A 16,191-nucleotide genomic window follows, 5' to 3' on the forward strand; every position below is an offset into this window, starting at 1 on the left:
GGCTTGTCCGATCCTGGCCCGCGCCCAGTGGGCCGTCACTTCCCTGCCCCCCGACCAGGCGCGACTTCACCGGCCCGGCAACGATCACGGTACGGCTGTCGAGTAAGGTGCCGATGCGTCTCGCACACCTGCGAAAGAGACCATCAGCCACGGCCGTTGGCCGGAATTCGAACGGGGTGGGGATTGTCCAGGCACCGCTTGTCCAGAAAGAGCCGCTACATCGCGTGGGCGACCGCGGGAGCCGCGGTCGTCGCGGGGGCCGGGATCGCGGCGCAGACGTCGATGGCCGCCACCACCTGGCCGGCGCAGAAGACGTATACGGGGCGCGCGTTCGACGCGTGCACGGCGCCCTCGCTCGCCGCGATGAAGGCGTGGAAGACCGGCTTCTACGGCGCGGCGGCCGTCTACATCGGCGGCAAGAACCGCGGCTGCAACCAGCCCAACCTCACCAAGTCATGGGTGAAGTCGGTCAGTTCCACCGGCTGGAAGCTGATCCCGCTCTACGTCGGTGCCCAGCCGCCCTGCCAGACGGGCTCGAACCCGGAGAAGTTCACCGCCGCCAACGCCGCCTCCGTCGGCGCGAGCAACGCCAAGGACGCCGTCGCCAAGGCCTCCACGCTCGGTATGAAGGCCGGCAGCCCGATCTACCTCGACATGGAGCCGTACGACATCACGAACACGTCGTGCAACAACGCCGTACTGAGTTACGTGCGCTCCTTCACCAAGACGCTGCGCGCCAAGACGTACCGCGGCGGCTACTACGGCTTCAGCAGCTCCAGCGCCAAGGCGATCGCCACGGCCACCGACCGCACCGACCTGCCGGGCAACCTCTGGTACGCGCTGTGGGACAAGAAGAACACCACGACCACGGACTGGCCCTGGGACCCGAAGCTGTACACCGGCCACAGCCGCGCCCACCAGTACATGGTCAACAGCAAGGAGACCCGCGGCGGCCACACCATCACCGTCGACCGCAACGCCTGGGACGCTCCGGTCGCCATCATCGGCTGACCATCCCTGGGGGTGGCGTCGTCAGGAGCGCGTGCCGTGCATCCGGCGCCACCCGCGGTGGGTGTCACATGTGTTATCTGTTCGGGTCCCGGAAGCGGCCGAATCCCTTTTTGATGGCGTTCAGCGGTGAGCTGCCTGTCCTGGCTGTCTCCGACGCGGATGGCCGGGGTGTGCCGTCGCCGTTGGTGAGCTCGGCCAGTGCGGCATGCGCTGCCTCGGCTGCCTTCTGGTAGAGATCAGCGGATTTCGTCATGGCGTCGAGCGCTTCGGCGTACTTGGTGACCATGCTCTGGGCGTGGGCCAGTTCCTCGTCCGGGGTGAGCAGGTGCCAGCCCTGGCGCAACTGTGTCAGGGCCCGTTCGGCGCCTTCTGGCATGGGCCGCGGCAGCTTGGCGAACTCCTCGATGAGGGCGAGGAGTTCCGTGGGCTCGGAGCCGTCCAGGAAGACACTGTGCACGCTGAAGTGTTCCGCGTCGTGGTCCGGGCTTCGCGGCTGTGTGGGCAGGATGACGGCGCCGCCGCGCGGCAACCGCACGTTCAGTTCCCGTTTCACCGCGAAATCGGCGACCTCTGCCTGCTCCGGTGTGGCCCGGTGCTCGACCACCCGGTGCCGCAGGCCCGGCGGCAGGAACGTGGAGACCGGTTGCCGGCCCCTCGCGTCGGGTGTCATGGCCTCATGCACCACGACATGGATGTACCAGGTGTTGCGGGAGCAGTCCCGCAGGCGGCGGCGCAGCTCGCCTTCGTCCTTCGGCAGGTGGTTCGCCGTCCGCAGGCGCACCTCGGGTACGAGGTCGTGGTCCCAGGCGACCTGGTCGCTGTCGGGCCAGAACATGGTGGCGGGCGAGGGCCACCGGTGGTTCCACGCAGGCTGGGCCTCGGCGGCCAGGATCCAGGTGATTCCCTCGTTGTCCGCGCGGCGGGACCCGTGTTCGTACGTCGTCAGCTGGGCGCGCACCGTGACGCCGCCGGCCACGCTCCAGCGGGCCTCGAAGAGCCGGCGGGCCGACGGGCCGGGGCCGGCGGACTCCTCCCGCGGGTACAGGACGGTGGAGCGGGCCGCCTCCAGGGGATCGAGGTCCAGGAAGTCGTCGAGGACCCCGGCCGCCTTGAGGGCGATCAGGTTGCGCCGGACGTCCCGCTCGGGTTCGGGCCCGAGATGGCGCCCGCGCGCCAGCCATACGGTGCCGGGTACGGTCGTCGGAGAGCTGCTGTTCTTGGCCATGGAACCGTTCTGTGGGCGATCGGGGCCCGACCAGTATGGTCCCTCGCTCCTGCGCATGTCGCGCCGCGCCCCGTCCGACGGCAGGTCAACGGCCGTGTTCGGCGTGGCGTTCGCATTCCGGGCCGGCCTCCGGCGAGCGGGGTTCCGCGGCTCGCTGATGACGTACAGCCGCCGACGGGAGGCTCCGAGAGGCCGGGACGGCCACCCCCGTCGAGCGCCTCGGTGTGGGTACCGTGGCAGCCGTCCCGCTCGTCCCCGGAACAGGTCCCCCGGTCAGGTCTGCGGGCAGGTGCCGCGGTCGGGGGCCTGGCGGGAGCGGAGCCACTGGGCGAGCAGCGCGAGGGCGGCGAGGAAGGCGACCGTGGCGGCGTAGGCGACGGATGTCTCGTGGAGCCCGATATGGGTGGTGGCGATCCCGGCGACGACCGCGGGCACGCTGAAGGACAGGTAGGAGATCACGAAGGCCACGGAGAACAGTTCACCGCGTTCGGAGGGTGCGGCCATACGGGCCAGCGTGCCGAAAGTGGCGAGAGCGGAGGCGCCGAATCCGACTCCGGCGACGACGGTGCCGAGTGCCGCGGTGAGCAGGGAGTCCGCCTCGATCCCGGTCAGGGCGACGAGCGTGCCGGCCAGCAGGAGGCCGGCGCCGAGCGCGAGGGTGTGGGAGACGGGCCGGCCGCGCAGCGCGATCGCGGTCAGGCAGGCCGGTACGGTCAGCAGGGTGACCACCAGTCCGCCGACGACGTGGCTGGAGAGGCCGAACAGACCCGCGGCGACCGACGGTCCCAGGGAGAGGTAGAGGCCGCCCAGCGCCCAGCTCGCGACGAGGATCGGCACCAGACGCAGCAGGTCCGCCCGCAGGTGGGAGGCCACTTTGAGGCGGGGCTGGAGGGAGCGGGCCGCCCCGGGCCGCCGCAGCGACGTCTCGGGCAGGGCCGCGACCGCGGCCGCGGCCGGCAGGAGGGCCGCCAGCAGGAGCACGTACACGAGGCGGGTGGGGTGCGGTCCGTACTCGACGAGGATGCCGCATCCCAGAGCGCCAAGGCCCAGCCCGAAGGTGGGTGCGGCGCCGGTGACGAGGCCGGCGCGGTGCGGCGCGTGGGCGGGATTCAGATCGGCGAGGGCCGCGCCGAGGGCCGTCATGGCGGCCCCGGTGGCGACGCCCTGGACCAGTCGCGCGACCAGCAGCAGGGACACACTGTCCGCGACGAGGAAGACCGCCATCGACGCGGCTTCCAGCGCGATCGCGGACAGGAGCACCGGGCGGCGTCCGAGATGGTCGGACAGGGCGCCGAGCACCAGCAGTGCCGCGATCATCCCGAGCACGTAGACGGCGAACACCGTGGTGAGGGTGGTCGCGGAGAAGTCCCACCGCTGCTGGTAGACGACGTAGAGGGGGGAGGGCGCGCTGGACGCGGCCATGAAGAGCACGAAGACGACCGCGAGGGCGGCAAAAGCGGCCGGAGGGTTCAGCTCGCGGCGGCGACGGCGGGGCGGGACTGTGCCGGACGGCGGGGGTATCTGGTTGTCGGGCAGGGCGGAGACGGACACAACTCTCTCCAAACGCAGTGATCGATGCGTTAAGGACGCTACCACTAACGCAGCGATCGGTGCGATAATTTCCCCATGGTTGACGCTCCGACTCAAGTACGCCCCGGTGGCCGCTCCGCGAAGGTCCGGGCGGCCGTACACCGCGCCGTCGCGCAGCACCTCGCGGAGGAACCCGAACAGGCCCTGACGATCCCCGCCGTCGCCGCCCGCGCGGGCGTGCACCCGACCACGGTGTACCGACGCTGGGGTTCAGCCGCCCAGCTCCTCGGCGACGTGGCCACCAGCCGGTTCAGCGGTGACGTCGTCGTGCCCGACACCGGCACCCTCGCCGGTGACCTCGAACGCTGGCTGGGCGACGTGGCCACCGACCTCGCCGACCCCGACACGCTGGCCCTCATGCGTGCCGCCATCGGCTCAGGACCGGAAGGCGGCTGCGCCTGCATCGGCGACCGCCACGAGCAGCTCAGCGCCATCATCGAGCGCGAACGCTCCCGCGGCGGCCGTGTCCCCGAGGTGGAGAGCGCCGTCGACTTCCTGCTCGGACCGCTGTACTACCGCGCCATCTTCAGCACCGAGCCGGCCTCCAGCGGCTGGGCCCGGGAGCTGGTGGCAACTTTCCTCGCGGCGTCCGAGGCCCTGGCCTGAACCTGCCACGCGGTGCGCCGTCCCGAAGAGCTGGTCCGGTTCGGTGGCGGCCGGGGGCGTCGTCTCCTGGAAGACCGTCACTTCTTGTCCTGGATGCCGGTCAGATAGTCGCGGAGGACGTCCTCAAGGTGGTCGAAGGATTCGGCGCAGAAGAGGACCGGCTGGTAGCCGGTGACGACGTACGGCTGTCGCTGGACGGCTGTCGTGTCCAGGGGGCGGATGTCGGCCCGGGCGATGTTCTCCAGTTCTCCGCAGGACGACAGGAGGGTGGCGCCGCATGCCTTGATGTCGCCGTCCTCCTTGACGAGGCCGGCCTCCATGGTGAACCAGAACACGTTCGATACGGCGCTCACGGCCTCGCGGCCGGCCAGCCGGCGGACTGTGTGGCCGAACATCTCGTAGAGGTCGGCCCACCGGTCGTGGGCCAGGGCGGTGCCGTGACCGATGATTTCGTGGATCATGTCGGGTTCGGGGGAGAAGTGCGGCCGCGAGGGGTGCCGGATGTACTGCGTGGCCTGGAAGCGGCGCTCCGCGAGGGAGCTGTAGAAGTCACGCGGTGCGAGCATGCCGGGGGCTGGGCTGAACCGCGCTCCGGTGAGTTGCTCGATCCTGTCGGACACCTCGCCTAGCTGCGGTAGCCGGTCGGCGGGCAGGTCCAGGCGGTCGGCGCCCTCCAGGAATTCCCGGCAGGCGTGCTTGACGTGCGGGCCCGTCAGGGCCGCGCTGACCGTCCGCCACACGCGCTGTTCCTCATCGGTGTACGCGATGTCAGGAGCCGACGATGCGGGACCGGCGCGGAAGGCCGCCTCGGCGATCGCGACGCGCCGCCGGTGATAGGCGACGTCATGGTGTCCCGGATGGCTGGGAGGGAAGTCCACGACGACCGTGCCGCCAACGTTTCTGATGTCCGGGTAGCCGGAGTTCTCCTCCACGAGGAAGCCTTTCGACGGCCGGTCGGGCCGGCTGGGCCCGGGCTTTCATCGTTGCCGTGCCGCCCGGGCCGCGCGCGCAGCGCAGGTCCGAACAGGTGAACGGCGATGATCCCGCCGGCCGGGGCTTCGGCAGCCGTACCAGGTTCAGCGGGACTCGGTCGTGGCGATGGGCTGCCGCACGACGGGGTCCGGTGTCTGGGTGTCGGCAGGCGGCGTACCGTACCCCGTCGCCGCCCCGATGGTGTCGGCGGTCAGCGCGTCGACCACGTCCCTCAGGTCTCCTCGGCGGCCGAAGGCCGCACGCTGGACCGTCGCACCGCCACCCTGTCGGCACCAGCGCCGCAGGGTCCGGCAGACCCGTTCGAACTCGCCGTACTCGGTCAGCACCGGCCTGACGTCCCGCACGAGCTGGGTGACGAGTTCGTGCACCGGAAGCAGCCGTCCGCCGACCGTGTCCACTCCATGGCCGCGCAGCCCGTCACGCGCGGCGCGCCAGTACGCGGTGCTGAGCACGGGCTCGGGCAGTTCGGGGCCGGTGTCGCCCTTGCTCACCCGTGCCAGGGCGGTCACCACCATCGCCCTGATCAGGACGGCGAGCACGGCGACGACCTCGGCGTCGGCGACGGCGTCCATCACCCGGATCTCCACGGTCGGCAGATGTGTGCACGGCCGGACGTCCCAGAAGAGCATGCCCTCGTCGACCACCGCTTCGGCCTCCCGCAGGCCGGCGGCGACCTGGTCGTAGTGGTCCAGGGAGGAGAAGTACGGCGGCGGCCCGAAGACGGGCAGGGCATGCGCCGCCATGGTGCGCCAACTGGCGTAACCGGTGTCACGCTCCGCCCAGAAGGGAGAGTTGGCCGACAACGCGACCAGGGTCGGGAGCCAGGGACGCAGGTGGTTGCCGACCAGTACCGCCTCCTCCCGCCCCGGTACCTGGACGTGGACGTGCGTCGCCGAGATGACAGCGCCCTCCGTCCTGGCCCGGAACGTGGCATGGGCGGCAAGGTAGCGGGGATCGTCCCGAAGCCGCGCGGAGCCCAGCACGCCGAGCACAGGGGTGCCCGACGCGTGGATGCGAAGCCCGTGCGCACCCGCCGCCCGGGCGACCGCGTCCCGCATGGCGGTCAGATGACCATGGACCTGTTCCACGGTGAAGCACGGCGGCGTCTTCGCCTCGACCTGGCACTCCATGAGTTCACCGGAGAAGCGATCACCCAGCACGGCCGTGGCCTGCGGCGAAATGCGCGACGCGCCGTCGGCCACGGTCCGGCTGCCGACGGCGGTCAGGAAATACTCCTCCTCCACTCCCACAGGAGGCGGCTGGTCCCCGAACACGGCTGTCATACCGCAACCGTTCCTGCCACCGGCCGGGTCCGCAACGCGAAGGCCCCGACCCGCGTGACCGGCCTCATCCGGTACAGGCGCCTGACGCCCGGCCCGGCAAGAGACCCGCAGTCACCATGCCGGACGTTGGAACACGGTCATGACGGCCGCCCGCCGAACTGCCAGTTGTGCACCTCGATGGCAGTGGGTGGGGATCAGGCAGCGGCGAGCACGGTGTCGAGCCAGTCGAAGGAGCGCTGGTGGAACAGTGAGAGCGCGCCCTCGTGGCAGTGTTCGCCGCCGCCCTCGTCCTCGCGGAAGGTGATCAGCTCCTTCTGGCACGTCAGCTCCTCCAGCACCCGCTGCGGCTGGCCCTTGAAGAACTGGTCGTTCTCGGCGTCGAGGACGAGCGTCGGGCAGGTGATGCGGTCGGCGACGCCTGCCAGCGTGTACGCCTCGGTCGCCTTGACCAGCTCCTCCATGTCGGAGAGGCCGTAGGTCCACAGGCCGTTGCGCACCGCCCACCGCGTGCCGGTGTTCTGGGCCGTCAACGCCTCCAGGCCGCCAGGCAGCGACGCGGCGCGGTCGACGATCGCGGCGACGGCGGCGTGGAAGTCGAAGACGCCGTCGTGCAGCACGCAGGCGGCGAGCCGGTGCTCGAAGGCGGCCGCGCGTGCGGCGAGGTAGCCGCCGAGACTGGTGCCGATCAGCACGAGCCGCTCGGCGTCCACCTCGGGCACGGTGAGCGCGTAGTCGACGACCGGGATGACCACGGCCTCCCAGTCCGGCCGGAAGTGCAGGCCCTCACGGACGTTGAGGCCCTGGCCGGGGCCGTCGAAGGCGATGACGTTGTAGCCGCGCCGCAGCGCGCCCGCGGCCAGCGCCAGGTAGTCCTCCTCCAGCGTGGAGTCGTATCCGCCGTGGTAGAGCACGGTCGGGCGCGGGGCGCCGGAGTCGTCGACGAGGAAGAGGTAGCCGGGCAACGTGGTGTCCTCGTAGGGGATCCGCAGCGCGCGGACCGGGGTGTCGAGGAGGGCGGCCGCGTCGGCGAAGGTCTGTCGGGACGCCTCGGCGAGCCGCGCCGACTCGGCGTCGGCGGCGGGGTTCTCGCGGCGGTAGAAGTCGGCGGTGCGGTAGTAGTTGGACGCGCGCAGCAGCGCCTCCCGGGCGCTGACCCGGTGACCGGCGGCCAGTGCGTCGCGGCCGATGTGTTCCACGCGCGCGGCCGTCGCGGCCCACTCGGCCGACCAGGCGTCCTCGTCCCCCTCCGGTATGCGCCGGCAGGTGACCAGGACCTCGCCCAGATCGGCCCCGCTGTAGGCGGCGTAGCCCGCGGCGCGCAGCGCTTCGAAGGAGAAGGACTCGTCGTCGTAGAGGAACTTCATCCTCGACTCCCTGCTCTCGAACGAGGCGGAACGGTTCCGTCTCGCCTAGGGAGCGTAGCCTTGCGCCTTGGCGAGACGCAACCGTTCCGTCTCGTGTTAGCGTCTTCGCCATGAACGCCTTCCCCGCGCGGCGCGTCTCCGGCGGGCCCGTCCTGCAGGACGGCGTCACCGATGCCCTGACCGCTGCCTTCTTCGATGAACTCGCCGCCGTCGGCTACGGCCGGCTCTCCATCGAAGCCGTCGCCAAGCGTGCCGGGACCGGCAAGGCCGCGGTCTACCGGCGCTGGCCGTCCAAGCAGGCCATGACGGTCGCGCTGGTGTCCCGGTTCGCGGTGGCGGCGACCGGCGCCCCCGGCACCGGCAGCCTGCGCGGCGACGTCACGCAGTACCTGCGCGAGGTGATGGCCGCGCTGCGCCACCCGCTGGTCTCCAGGATCGCGCCCGACCTGGTCGCGGAGGCGGCGCGCAACGAGGAGCTCTCGCAGGCCCTGCTCACCGCGGTCCGCGATCCGCGGCGGGAGAACGCCGAGTTGGTGATCCGGCGCGCGATCGAGCGCGGCGAACTGCCTGCCGACACCGACGTCGAGCTGGGCCTGGACTTCCTGGTCGGCCCCGTCTACTGGCGCCTCGTGATGACCCGGGCCGCGACCGGGGAGGACTACCTGGAACGCCTGGTCACGAAGATCGTCAGCGCACTGGGTGCGTGAGGCTTTCTGGCGGTGTCAGGCTTGTGGGTGCCGTTGACGACGAGCAGCTTGCACGTCGGGGCACGGAGGATGCCGGAGTCGGCGAGGCTGAATTTGTGGGCCTCGGCGGCGTACCGGGCGACCGCCACCGCTGGGTCCGGGTCGCGGTACCCGAACTTGTACGCGAGCGCGTCGGACAGGGCGAACGGGTATTCCATCTGGTTCTGGGCGCCGATCCAGTCGGCGTCGAACATGTGATGGCAACCGCCGCCCTGCGCGACGACGGCGAACAGCCGGTCCGCGTGGGTGTGCGCGATGCGGAACGCGTAATAGCCGCCGGTACTGATACCCCGGGCGAGGATCCTTTCAGGGTTGAACCCGTACGCGGAGGCGCCGGCGGCCACCCAGTCGAGGACGCTGCTCATCAGCCGGTCCGGTGATGCCGGATCGTTCGGTGCCGCGGGGCAGTCGCCGGTGCCGGGGATCTCGAAGCTGATCGTCGCGTAGCCGCGGTCGACGTGCTGCTGGGTGCGCGGTGTGTGATCGGTCCGGTAGGCGTCCAGTCCGCAGATGCAGAGCACCACGGGCCACCCGGTCGCCGGCTTCTGACCCTGAGGCAGGCGGAGGTACGCCGCTATGTCGGCGTCGAGATCGCCTGCGGCCGTGTCGGCGTGCGTGAAGGGGATGCCGATCGGGATGCTCGGCGGGTCGAGCAGCCGACCGCCTTGCTCGTATGCGGCCTTGCCCTTCTCCCATGCTTCCTGGCCGAGCGGCGATCGGTTGACGGGGAACCGCGCGATCCGGCAGATCGCCGCCGCGCGCAGGAACAGATCCCTTCCCTCGACGCGCCGCCCTTCGACAGCGCTTCCTGAGCGGCGGCGACCAGCTGTTCCGCGACCGGGAAGAACGGCTTCGCGTAGTCGTCGGGCCGGTACAGGATCGCCGGGTCGTCGGCTGAGATCTTGCTCAGTTCGGCGAAGACCGGGTCGAAGTCCTCCACCCGCCCGTCGGTGAAGGGGTAGATGCCCGCTGCGCATGGCACACGCCACTTGTGCGACCACAGCGCCGAGACCGAATCGTGGTGCGCGAAGCAGGGAAACCCGTCGCGCAGGGTTCTGGCTGTCGACTGGACGTGATACGGGGGAGCGGTGGGAGCGCTGACCCCGGTGTTCATTACGGGCATGGCGGTCGGACCTCACCATCGGGTCTGAGTGCGGAAGTGGCGACGTGCCGGGTCAGCTGATGAGGCTTACGCCCAGGGCGAGGACGGCCACGCCCTGCAGTACGGCTCTGGGAACGATGACGCGGTCCCAGTCCCGTTGCCACGTACGGGCGTCGGCGGGAGTCTCGTGGGCGTCGGCAGCCGCGGTGAGCCGGCGGTTGATGGGCGCACTGATCCGCACGTAGAGCAGCACCCAGACCACCAGCAGCAGGAAGGCCGCTCCCGCGGTCGCTGATCCGGTGGGGCGGCCGGCCACCGCGGCGAGCACGGATGCGACGGCGGCGGCGATCACGCCGAGGATTCCGGGGGCCGGCATGCGCCGGTCGGCGATGCGGTGCGTGGTGCCCATGACCGAGGTGAGGGTGGCGTCGTCGACTTCCGCGAGTGCGGCTCGCTGGACGAGCGCGCAGAAGACATCGGTGCCGTAGACGATCCCCGTGCTCATGATCGCCAAGAGCGCGGCAAGTTGCGAGAGCAGTGTCATGCCTGGGCCCCGGCGCCGCCGAGCGACGGCAGCGCGCCGATCTGCTGGAACATCTGCATGAGGTTCAGCTCGTCCCAGTGCTCGACGAACATGCCGTCCTGGACGCGCCAGATGTCGATGCTGCGCATCTCGACGGGCCGGCCGCTGGCGGGGATGCCCATCAGGTCCCCGGTGTGGGTGCCGCGGTAGATGTGGCGGCCCACGACGCGGTCACCGGAGACGACCAGGTCCTCCCTCGTGACGCTCACGTCGGGCAGACCGGCGAAGAAGACCGTCCAGAACTGACGGTTGGCCTCACGTCCGTCGGCGACGAAGTCGTTGTGGTTGAGGTAGTCCTCGGCGACGAACCGGTCCACGAGGTCCGGGTTGTGGGTGTTGGTCATCTCGACGAAGAGGTCGGCGAGCTGGTGTCCGGGTGTGGTCATGTCGGCATCCTCATCAGGGGTTAGCATTGCTAGCGCTAGCAATGCTAACCCCTTGGCGGACTCGCATCAACAGCGCGCTGCAGTGCAGCTACAGTCAGGTAATGGCTATCGAGGACCGCCGGCAGCGCGAGCGCGTCGCCCGTCGCCGGCTCATCACGGCGACAGCGCGCTCCTTGGCCGAAAGTGACGGCTGGGACGCGGTCACCACGCGCAGGTTGTCCGCCGAGATCGAGTACAGCCAGCCGGTGCTGTACAAGCATTTCGGCTCGATGGAGGACATCGTCGCAGCCGTTGCGTCGGAGGGCTTCGGGGAACTCGCCGAGGCGCTGCGCGCGGCCCGTCGTCGCAGCAGCGCCCTGCCCGACGACGAGGTCGGCCGGGTCGCCGCCGCTTTCAGCGACTTCGCCGCGACGAACCCCGCGCTCTACGACGCGATGTTCACCCGGTCCACGCAACTGCGCTTCGCGGCGGACGACACCGCGGCGCCGCTCCGCCAGGCATTCAGTGAACTGCGCGGGGCGGTCGCCACCATCGCTGCTGGGCGCGACATCGACACGCTCACCGAGGTCCTCTGGGCGGCACTGCACGGACTGGTCACGCTCAGCCGCAACGATCGGCTACGCCCTGGACATGAGGCCGACCGTATCGAGGTCCTGCTCGCCCAGTTCCGCACCGCGGGGTCCTGAACTGGCGGCGTTCATCTGGAGGGTGACCCCGGATCGACGGGCCGAGACCGCCCTGTGAGCGACCATGTATTTCGGCTCTGGTTCTGTTCTTGTGATGGGATTCACGGTTCCGAGGTTCCGAGCCAGGAACCTCGGAACCGTGAATCCCATCCCCATCCCCATACCTGCCGTGCAGTACTAACTCCCTGACGGGGGTGGCCAGCCCGGTACCTGATCGCCGACATCATGGCTGGCGAAGAACGACGCCACCTCGGCAACCTCCTCCGCGTCGGGCTGATCGTTGAGGCACTCGGGCCCCGCCCATCCGCCGGACATCACTTTGGAACACGGGCTGCCCGGCCCAAGATCGGCGAGTGACAGAGCGTGCCCCAGCTCGTGAACAGCGATGCGCGAAGGGCGGTAAACCTGGGCGTCTCCGGTCTCAAGATATATCCAGCCCCTGCCTAAGCCATTGAGGAAGACGTGTGAACCGGTACCGGTCGCGGTCGTGTATTCCTTGACCCGTAGTGCCGTTGGAGTGTCCTCTTCGACGAACTTGATCCCCGGAACGGCCGTGTTCCAGATTTCCATGGCGTCGCGCACCGTATTCGCGTAGGAGCCGGCCAGGATGAGATCGATGGGAATAACCTCGGGCTCGGAATCCGCGGCACTTGCCGGAGAACCGACACCGACCACAGCAGCGCCTACGCAGACCAGGGCCGATATCAGACTCGCTACTCGACGAGGCAATTTCAGGACCTCCATCACCAGTTGTGAATTTCCGTTGACGTTGGACTCAAGCGGAACGGTGCACTCGGAAGAGTGTCGCGGTGTTGCGACGAGCATGCATTGCGGAAACCTACTTGAGGGCGCCGGCCCGGGCTACCGTGACAGACTGTGCACTGGCGGCAAATTGCCCATAAGGGTTGTACGAGAAAATGCTGCCTCGTCCCGGTCGAGCGCGACCTGTCCAACGGCGAACGCGCCGAGCACCCGCCTTCTGCTCGCCGGAGACCTCGCTCCAGCCTGCCCGTTGAGCACGGACTCAGTACGGACCGAGCGCAGCGGAAAGCCTTGGCAATGATGCCCGGTGGAGTGTGGACAGAGGAAAAAGTTGGTGATCTCATGCCGGAGGACCGCGATGACAACGTTGTAAACCGCCGGTGCCGGACGCGCTGGACGTGTCGGCACAGGCCTCGGCGCATGTTCGTCGTGCGTTCGCCGGAGTGCTGCCGTCGCGGAATGGAGCCTGCTGTGAGCCCAACGCCTTCGAGATTCCGCCGGAGATGGCGCACACCTGTGATCGTCCACCTCCTGTCCTGGGCTTCGGCGGGGTTCGTCCTGGCCGCCTCCGGTGTCGTGGCCGCGGACACCCCGAGTGCGGCGGACACCGCGAGTGCGCCGGCCCGCACCGCGACGGTGTCCGTGTCGGACGCCCGGTTCGAGGTTCTCTCACCGACCCTGATACGTACCGAGTACGCGGGTGACGGCCGCTTCGAGGACCGGTCCACCTTCAACGCGATCGGCCGGGGCTCCTTCACACCGCCCCACTACACTTCGTCGGTTCGCGACGGCGTCCTGACCATCGCCACCAGTGCGATGACACTGCGTTACCGGGTTGGCTCCGGCCCCTTCACCGCGGACAACCTGACCATGAAACTCAAGGCGGGGCAGCAGCCGGTGCTCGCAGCCCCCTGGCAGCACCCGGTCTGTGCCCCCGGCGTCCTGTGCGAGGCGGAGGACCAGCGGTACGACGGCCCCGGACTGGCCACGGACCATGGCGCGTTCACCGGCAAGGGCTTCCTGGCCGGGTTCGAGGTCGACAACAACTCCCTCTCCACGGACGTCCGGGCCAAGACGACCGGCACGTACGACTTCGCCGTGCGGTACGCCAACTCCGTCGGCGGTGACGGCCACCACGGGACCCGGTCCCTCAGCCTCAGTGTGGACGGCGGCGCGGACCAGAAGTTCAGCCTGCCCGAGACGAGTGACTGGAACACCTGGGGAGTGGCCCGGCTGCCGTTGTCCGTCAACGCCGGTCACCACACGGTGACACTGCACCGCACCGCGGCCGACACCGGGAACGTCAACATCGACAGCGTCGCCCTCCTCGGAGCCGGGGACGCCTACCCCTCCAGAGCCCAAAGCGCCGCCCCCGGCTGCCGGTTCGGCACGAGTTGCGAGGCCGAGGACGCGCTCCTGTCGGGCTCCGCGGTGGTCGCCACGGACCACAAGGGACATGCGAGATACGGATTCACCGGCGAGCTCAGCCAGGGAGCGGGCATCACCGACCGGATCGCCGGCGTACCGGAGGACGGCATCTACCTGCTGAGTCTGCGCTACGCCAACGGCACGGGCGGCGACGGCCTGCACCAGGCACGGAGCGTGCAGATCGGCACCCAGGGCGGCACCGACAGCACCCTGTCCCTGCCGCCGACGGACAACTGGGACTCCTGGTCCACGGCTTCCCTCCGCGTCAGCCTGAAGGCGGGCACGGACAAGATCACCCTGGGATGCCCCGAGGCCACCAGTTGCCACGTCAACGTGGACAGCCTGGCGCTGGCCCGCCCGCAGGACCCGGCACCCGCGCCGCACCTCGCCCTGGGCGGCTACCGGCGTAGCCTCGACGGACTCAACGGCGACAACGACCCCACCCCCTGGACCACATCCGGCCTGCTGCACCGGGACGGCTGGTACCTGCTCGACGACACGACGTCAGCGGTCTACGACCGCCGCACCAAGAAGACATCCGCTCGGCCCGCACACAACGGCCGGCCCTACCAGGACGGCTACCTCTTCGGCTTCGGCCACGACTACGCGCAGGGTCTGTCCGACCTCGCCACGCTGACGGGCCCACCGCAACTGCTGCCCCGCTGGGCCTACGGCGTGTGGTACTCCGAGTACATCGACCGCACGGCGAGCGACTACGAGAACACCGTCCTGCCCGCGTTCCGGGCCGCCGGCGTGCCGCTCGACGTACTGGTCACCGACACCGACTTCAAGTCCCCCAACACCTGGAGCGGCTGGAACTTCGATCCGGCCAAGTTCCCCGATGCGAAGGGCTTCTTCGACTGGTCCACGGACCAGGGGCTGCACAACACGCTGAACGTGCACCCCAGCATTCTCGGCAACGACCCGCAGTTCGGCAAGGCACAGGCCACGGCCAAGGGCAAGCTGCGCGCGGGGGGATGCGCGCCCGCGGGCGGCGCGGACTGCTACACCTTCGACTTCGGCGACCCGGACCAGTTGAAGGCCTATCTGGATCTGCACCGGCCGATGGACCGGGCGGGCAACGACTTCTGGTGGCTGGACTGGTGCTGCGACACCTCACAGTCCTCGCAGGCCGGTGTCACCCCGGACGCGTGGATCAACCAGCAGTACGCCGACCTCACCGCCGAGACCAGCGAGCGGGGCTTCATCCTCTCCCGCGCCTACGGTTCCCTCCAGGCAGGCGGCTACAGCGGGGGAGTGGGCCTGCCCACCGGGCCCTGGGCCGACAAACGGACCACGCTGCACTTCTCGGGTGACACGACGTCCAACTGGGGCACCCTGCGCGCCGAGATCGGCTACACACCGGGCGAGTCCGCCGCCACCGGCATGGCCGCCATCAGCCATGACATCGGCGGCCACAACGACGGCTACGGCATTCCCGGAGCCGAGACGTACACCTCCGACGGCCAGACGCACCGGACCACCAAGCTGCCCGACGACCTGTACGCACGATGGGTGCAGTTCGGGACGTTCCAGCCGATCGACCGCCTGCACAGCAATCACAGCGACCGGCTCCCCTGGCAGTACGGCTCCGAGGCGAGGAAGTCCGCCGAGAAGTTCCTCAGACTGCGCGAGGCGCTGGTGCCCTACACCTACACCCTGGCTCAGGAGGCCGCCGTCACCGGTACACCGCTCGTCCGGCCGCTGTACCTGCAGTATCCGGAGGAGGAGAGCGCCTACAGCAAGGCGGGCGCCGAGTACCTGTACGGGCCCGACATGCTGGTCGCGCCGGTCACGACGCCCGGCACCAGCACCACGACCTCGGTCTGGTTCCCGCCGGGGCGGTGGACGGACTACTTCACCGGACGCACCTACACCGCGCCCGCCGGCGGAGCCACCCACGACGTCACGACGACCCTGGACACCATGCCGGTCTTCGTCCGCGCGGGCGGCATCGTCACCACGCGCTCCGAGAACGTGGCCAACGACGCGCAGCACCCGCTGAACAAGGCCGGCGTCACCGTCGCCACGGGGGCCTCCGGTCTCTCCTCCCTCTACGAGGACGACGGCACCGGCCCCGTGTCGAAGCGGGCGGCGACCACACAACTGCGGTACACCGAGCACAACGGCTCCCACCTCCTGAAGATCGCCCCTGCCAAGGGGTCCTTCAAGGGCCAGGTGAGCAGCCGCGAGTGGACGGTGTCCTTCCGAGGGGTGGAACACGAGCCGGCCCGCGTGACCCTGAACGGCACCAGGACGGCCGCATCGGCCTGGCGGTGGGACGCCGACACCCACACCCTCAGCGTCACGGTGCCCTCACGAAGCATCCGGAAGGCAACGACCGTCATGTACCGATAGCCGACAGCTGACAGCCGGCTCCCCCGTGCCTGGTGGGGTGCTCCCCGTTCCGGTGTGTCCGGACGGGG

Annotated in this window: 14 protein-coding genes; 5 read left to right on the forward strand and 9 right to left on the reverse strand. The window is 69.7% G+C overall.

Annotated elements, in window-relative coordinates; genetic code table 11:
* Nucleotides 1–183 precede the first annotated feature (183 nt).
* Nucleotides 184–1,011 carry a glycoside hydrolase domain-containing protein gene (locus AOK01_RS05745; protein WP_055509087.1) on the forward strand — a complete coding sequence of 276 codons (828 nt, stop codon included), beginning with the start codon at nt 184–186 and terminating at the stop codon, nt 1,009–1,011.
* A 73-nt stretch (nt 1,012–1,084) separates the two neighbouring features.
* On the opposite strand, the gene AOK01_RS05750 is transcribed toward AOK01_RS05745, so the two are convergent.
* Nucleotides 1,085–2,236: a hypothetical protein gene (locus AOK01_RS05750; RefSeq protein WP_055509089.1), complete on the reverse strand. Its 1,152-nt coding sequence runs from the start codon at nt 2,234–2,236 to the stop codon at nt 1,085–1,087.
* Between the two features lie 273 nt (nt 2,237–2,509).
* Nucleotides 2,510–3,787: an MFS transporter gene (locus tag AOK01_RS05755; protein ID WP_169800103.1), complete on the reverse strand. Its 1,278-nt coding sequence runs from the start codon at nt 3,785–3,787 to the stop codon at nt 2,510–2,512.
* A 75-nt stretch (nt 3,788–3,862) separates the two neighbouring features.
* On the opposite strand from AOK01_RS05755, the gene AOK01_RS05760 reads away from it, so the two are divergent.
* The gene (locus AOK01_RS05760) at nt 3,863–4,432 is read left to right on the forward strand and encodes a TetR/AcrR family transcriptional regulator (protein WP_055509091.1); all 570 of its coding nucleotides are present in this window, start codon (nt 3,863–3,865) and stop codon (nt 4,430–4,432) included.
* Nucleotides 4,433–4,509: 77 nt separating this feature from the next.
* Here AOK01_RS05760 and AOK01_RS05765 read toward each other — a convergent pair whose 3' ends face one another.
* The 3 genes from AOK01_RS05765 to AOK01_RS05775 all read right to left on the reverse strand — a co-directional run bounded on the left by AOK01_RS05765 (nt 4,510) and on the right by AOK01_RS05775 (nt 8,072).
* The gene (locus tag AOK01_RS05765) at nt 4,510–5,364 is read right to left on the reverse strand and encodes a phenylalanine 4-monooxygenase (protein WP_055509093.1); all 855 of its coding nucleotides are present in this window, start codon (nt 5,362–5,364) and stop codon (nt 4,510–4,512) included.
* Nucleotides 5,365–5,508: 144 nt separating this feature from the next.
* Nucleotides 5,509–6,708, reverse strand: a complete 1,200-nt coding sequence (locus tag AOK01_RS05770; protein WP_063792738.1) for a carboxylate-amine ligase — start codon at nt 6,706–6,708, stop codon at nt 5,509–5,511.
* Nucleotides 6,709–6,902: 194 nt separating this feature from the next.
* Nucleotides 6,903–8,072 carry an alpha/beta hydrolase family protein gene (locus AOK01_RS05775; RefSeq protein ID WP_055509094.1) on the reverse strand — a complete coding sequence of 390 codons (1,170 nt, stop codon included), beginning with the start codon at nt 8,070–8,072 and terminating at the stop codon, nt 6,903–6,905.
* Between the two features lie 110 nt (nt 8,073–8,182).
* Between AOK01_RS05775 and AOK01_RS05780 the strand changes: the two genes are divergently transcribed.
* Entirely contained in the window at nt 8,183–8,779 is a 597-nt protein-coding gene (locus AOK01_RS05780) for a TetR/AcrR family transcriptional regulator (RefSeq protein ID WP_055509095.1), read from the forward strand.
* Here the strand turns inward: AOK01_RS05780 and AOK01_RS42430 are convergent.
* The 3 genes from AOK01_RS42430 to AOK01_RS05795 are packed head-to-tail and all read right to left on the reverse strand — an operon-like array spanning nt 8,731 to nt 10,889.
* On the reverse strand, nt 8,731–9,960 hold the full coding sequence (locus AOK01_RS42430; protein WP_342671024.1) for an alpha/beta hydrolase family protein: 1,230 nt from the start codon (nt 9,958–9,960) through the stop codon (nt 8,731–8,733). The two genes, AOK01_RS05780 and AOK01_RS42430, sit on opposite strands and share 49 nt — an antisense overlap.
* 33 nt (nt 9,961–9,993) lie before the next feature.
* Nucleotides 9,994–10,464: a DUF1772 domain-containing protein gene (locus AOK01_RS05790; RefSeq protein WP_055509098.1), complete on the reverse strand. Its 471-nt coding sequence runs from the start codon at nt 10,462–10,464 to the stop codon at nt 9,994–9,996.
* Entirely contained in the window at nt 10,461–10,889 is a 429-nt protein-coding gene (locus AOK01_RS05795; RefSeq protein ID WP_055509100.1) for an ester cyclase, read from the reverse strand. The genes AOK01_RS05790 and AOK01_RS05795 overlap by 4 nt, the downstream gene beginning before the upstream one ends.
* 101 nt (nt 10,890–10,990) lie before the next feature.
* On the opposite strand from AOK01_RS05795, the gene AOK01_RS05800 reads away from it, so the two are divergent.
* A complete protein-coding gene (locus tag AOK01_RS05800; protein ID WP_055509102.1) occupies nt 10,991–11,575 on the forward strand; it encodes a TetR/AcrR family transcriptional regulator in 585 nt (194 codons plus the stop codon).
* 177 nt (nt 11,576–11,752) lie between these two features.
* On the opposite strand, the gene AOK01_RS40610 is transcribed toward AOK01_RS05800, so the two are convergent.
* A complete protein-coding gene (locus AOK01_RS40610; protein WP_245702116.1) occupies nt 11,753–12,400 on the reverse strand; it encodes a snapalysin family zinc-dependent metalloprotease in 648 nt (215 codons plus the stop codon).
* Nucleotides 12,401–12,913: 513 nt separating this feature from the next.
* On the opposite strand from AOK01_RS40610, the gene AOK01_RS05805 reads away from it, so the two are divergent.
* Entirely contained in the window at nt 12,914–16,123 is a 3,210-nt protein-coding gene (locus AOK01_RS05805) for a TIM-barrel domain-containing protein (RefSeq protein WP_055509203.1), read from the forward strand.
* The last annotated feature ends 68 nt before the right edge of the window (nt 16,124–16,191 follow it).

The organism is Streptomyces aurantiacus, from assembly GCF_001418335.1.
Taxonomy (GTDB): Bacteria; Actinomycetota; Actinomycetes; order Streptomycetales; family Streptomycetaceae; genus Streptomyces; species Streptomyces aurantiacus.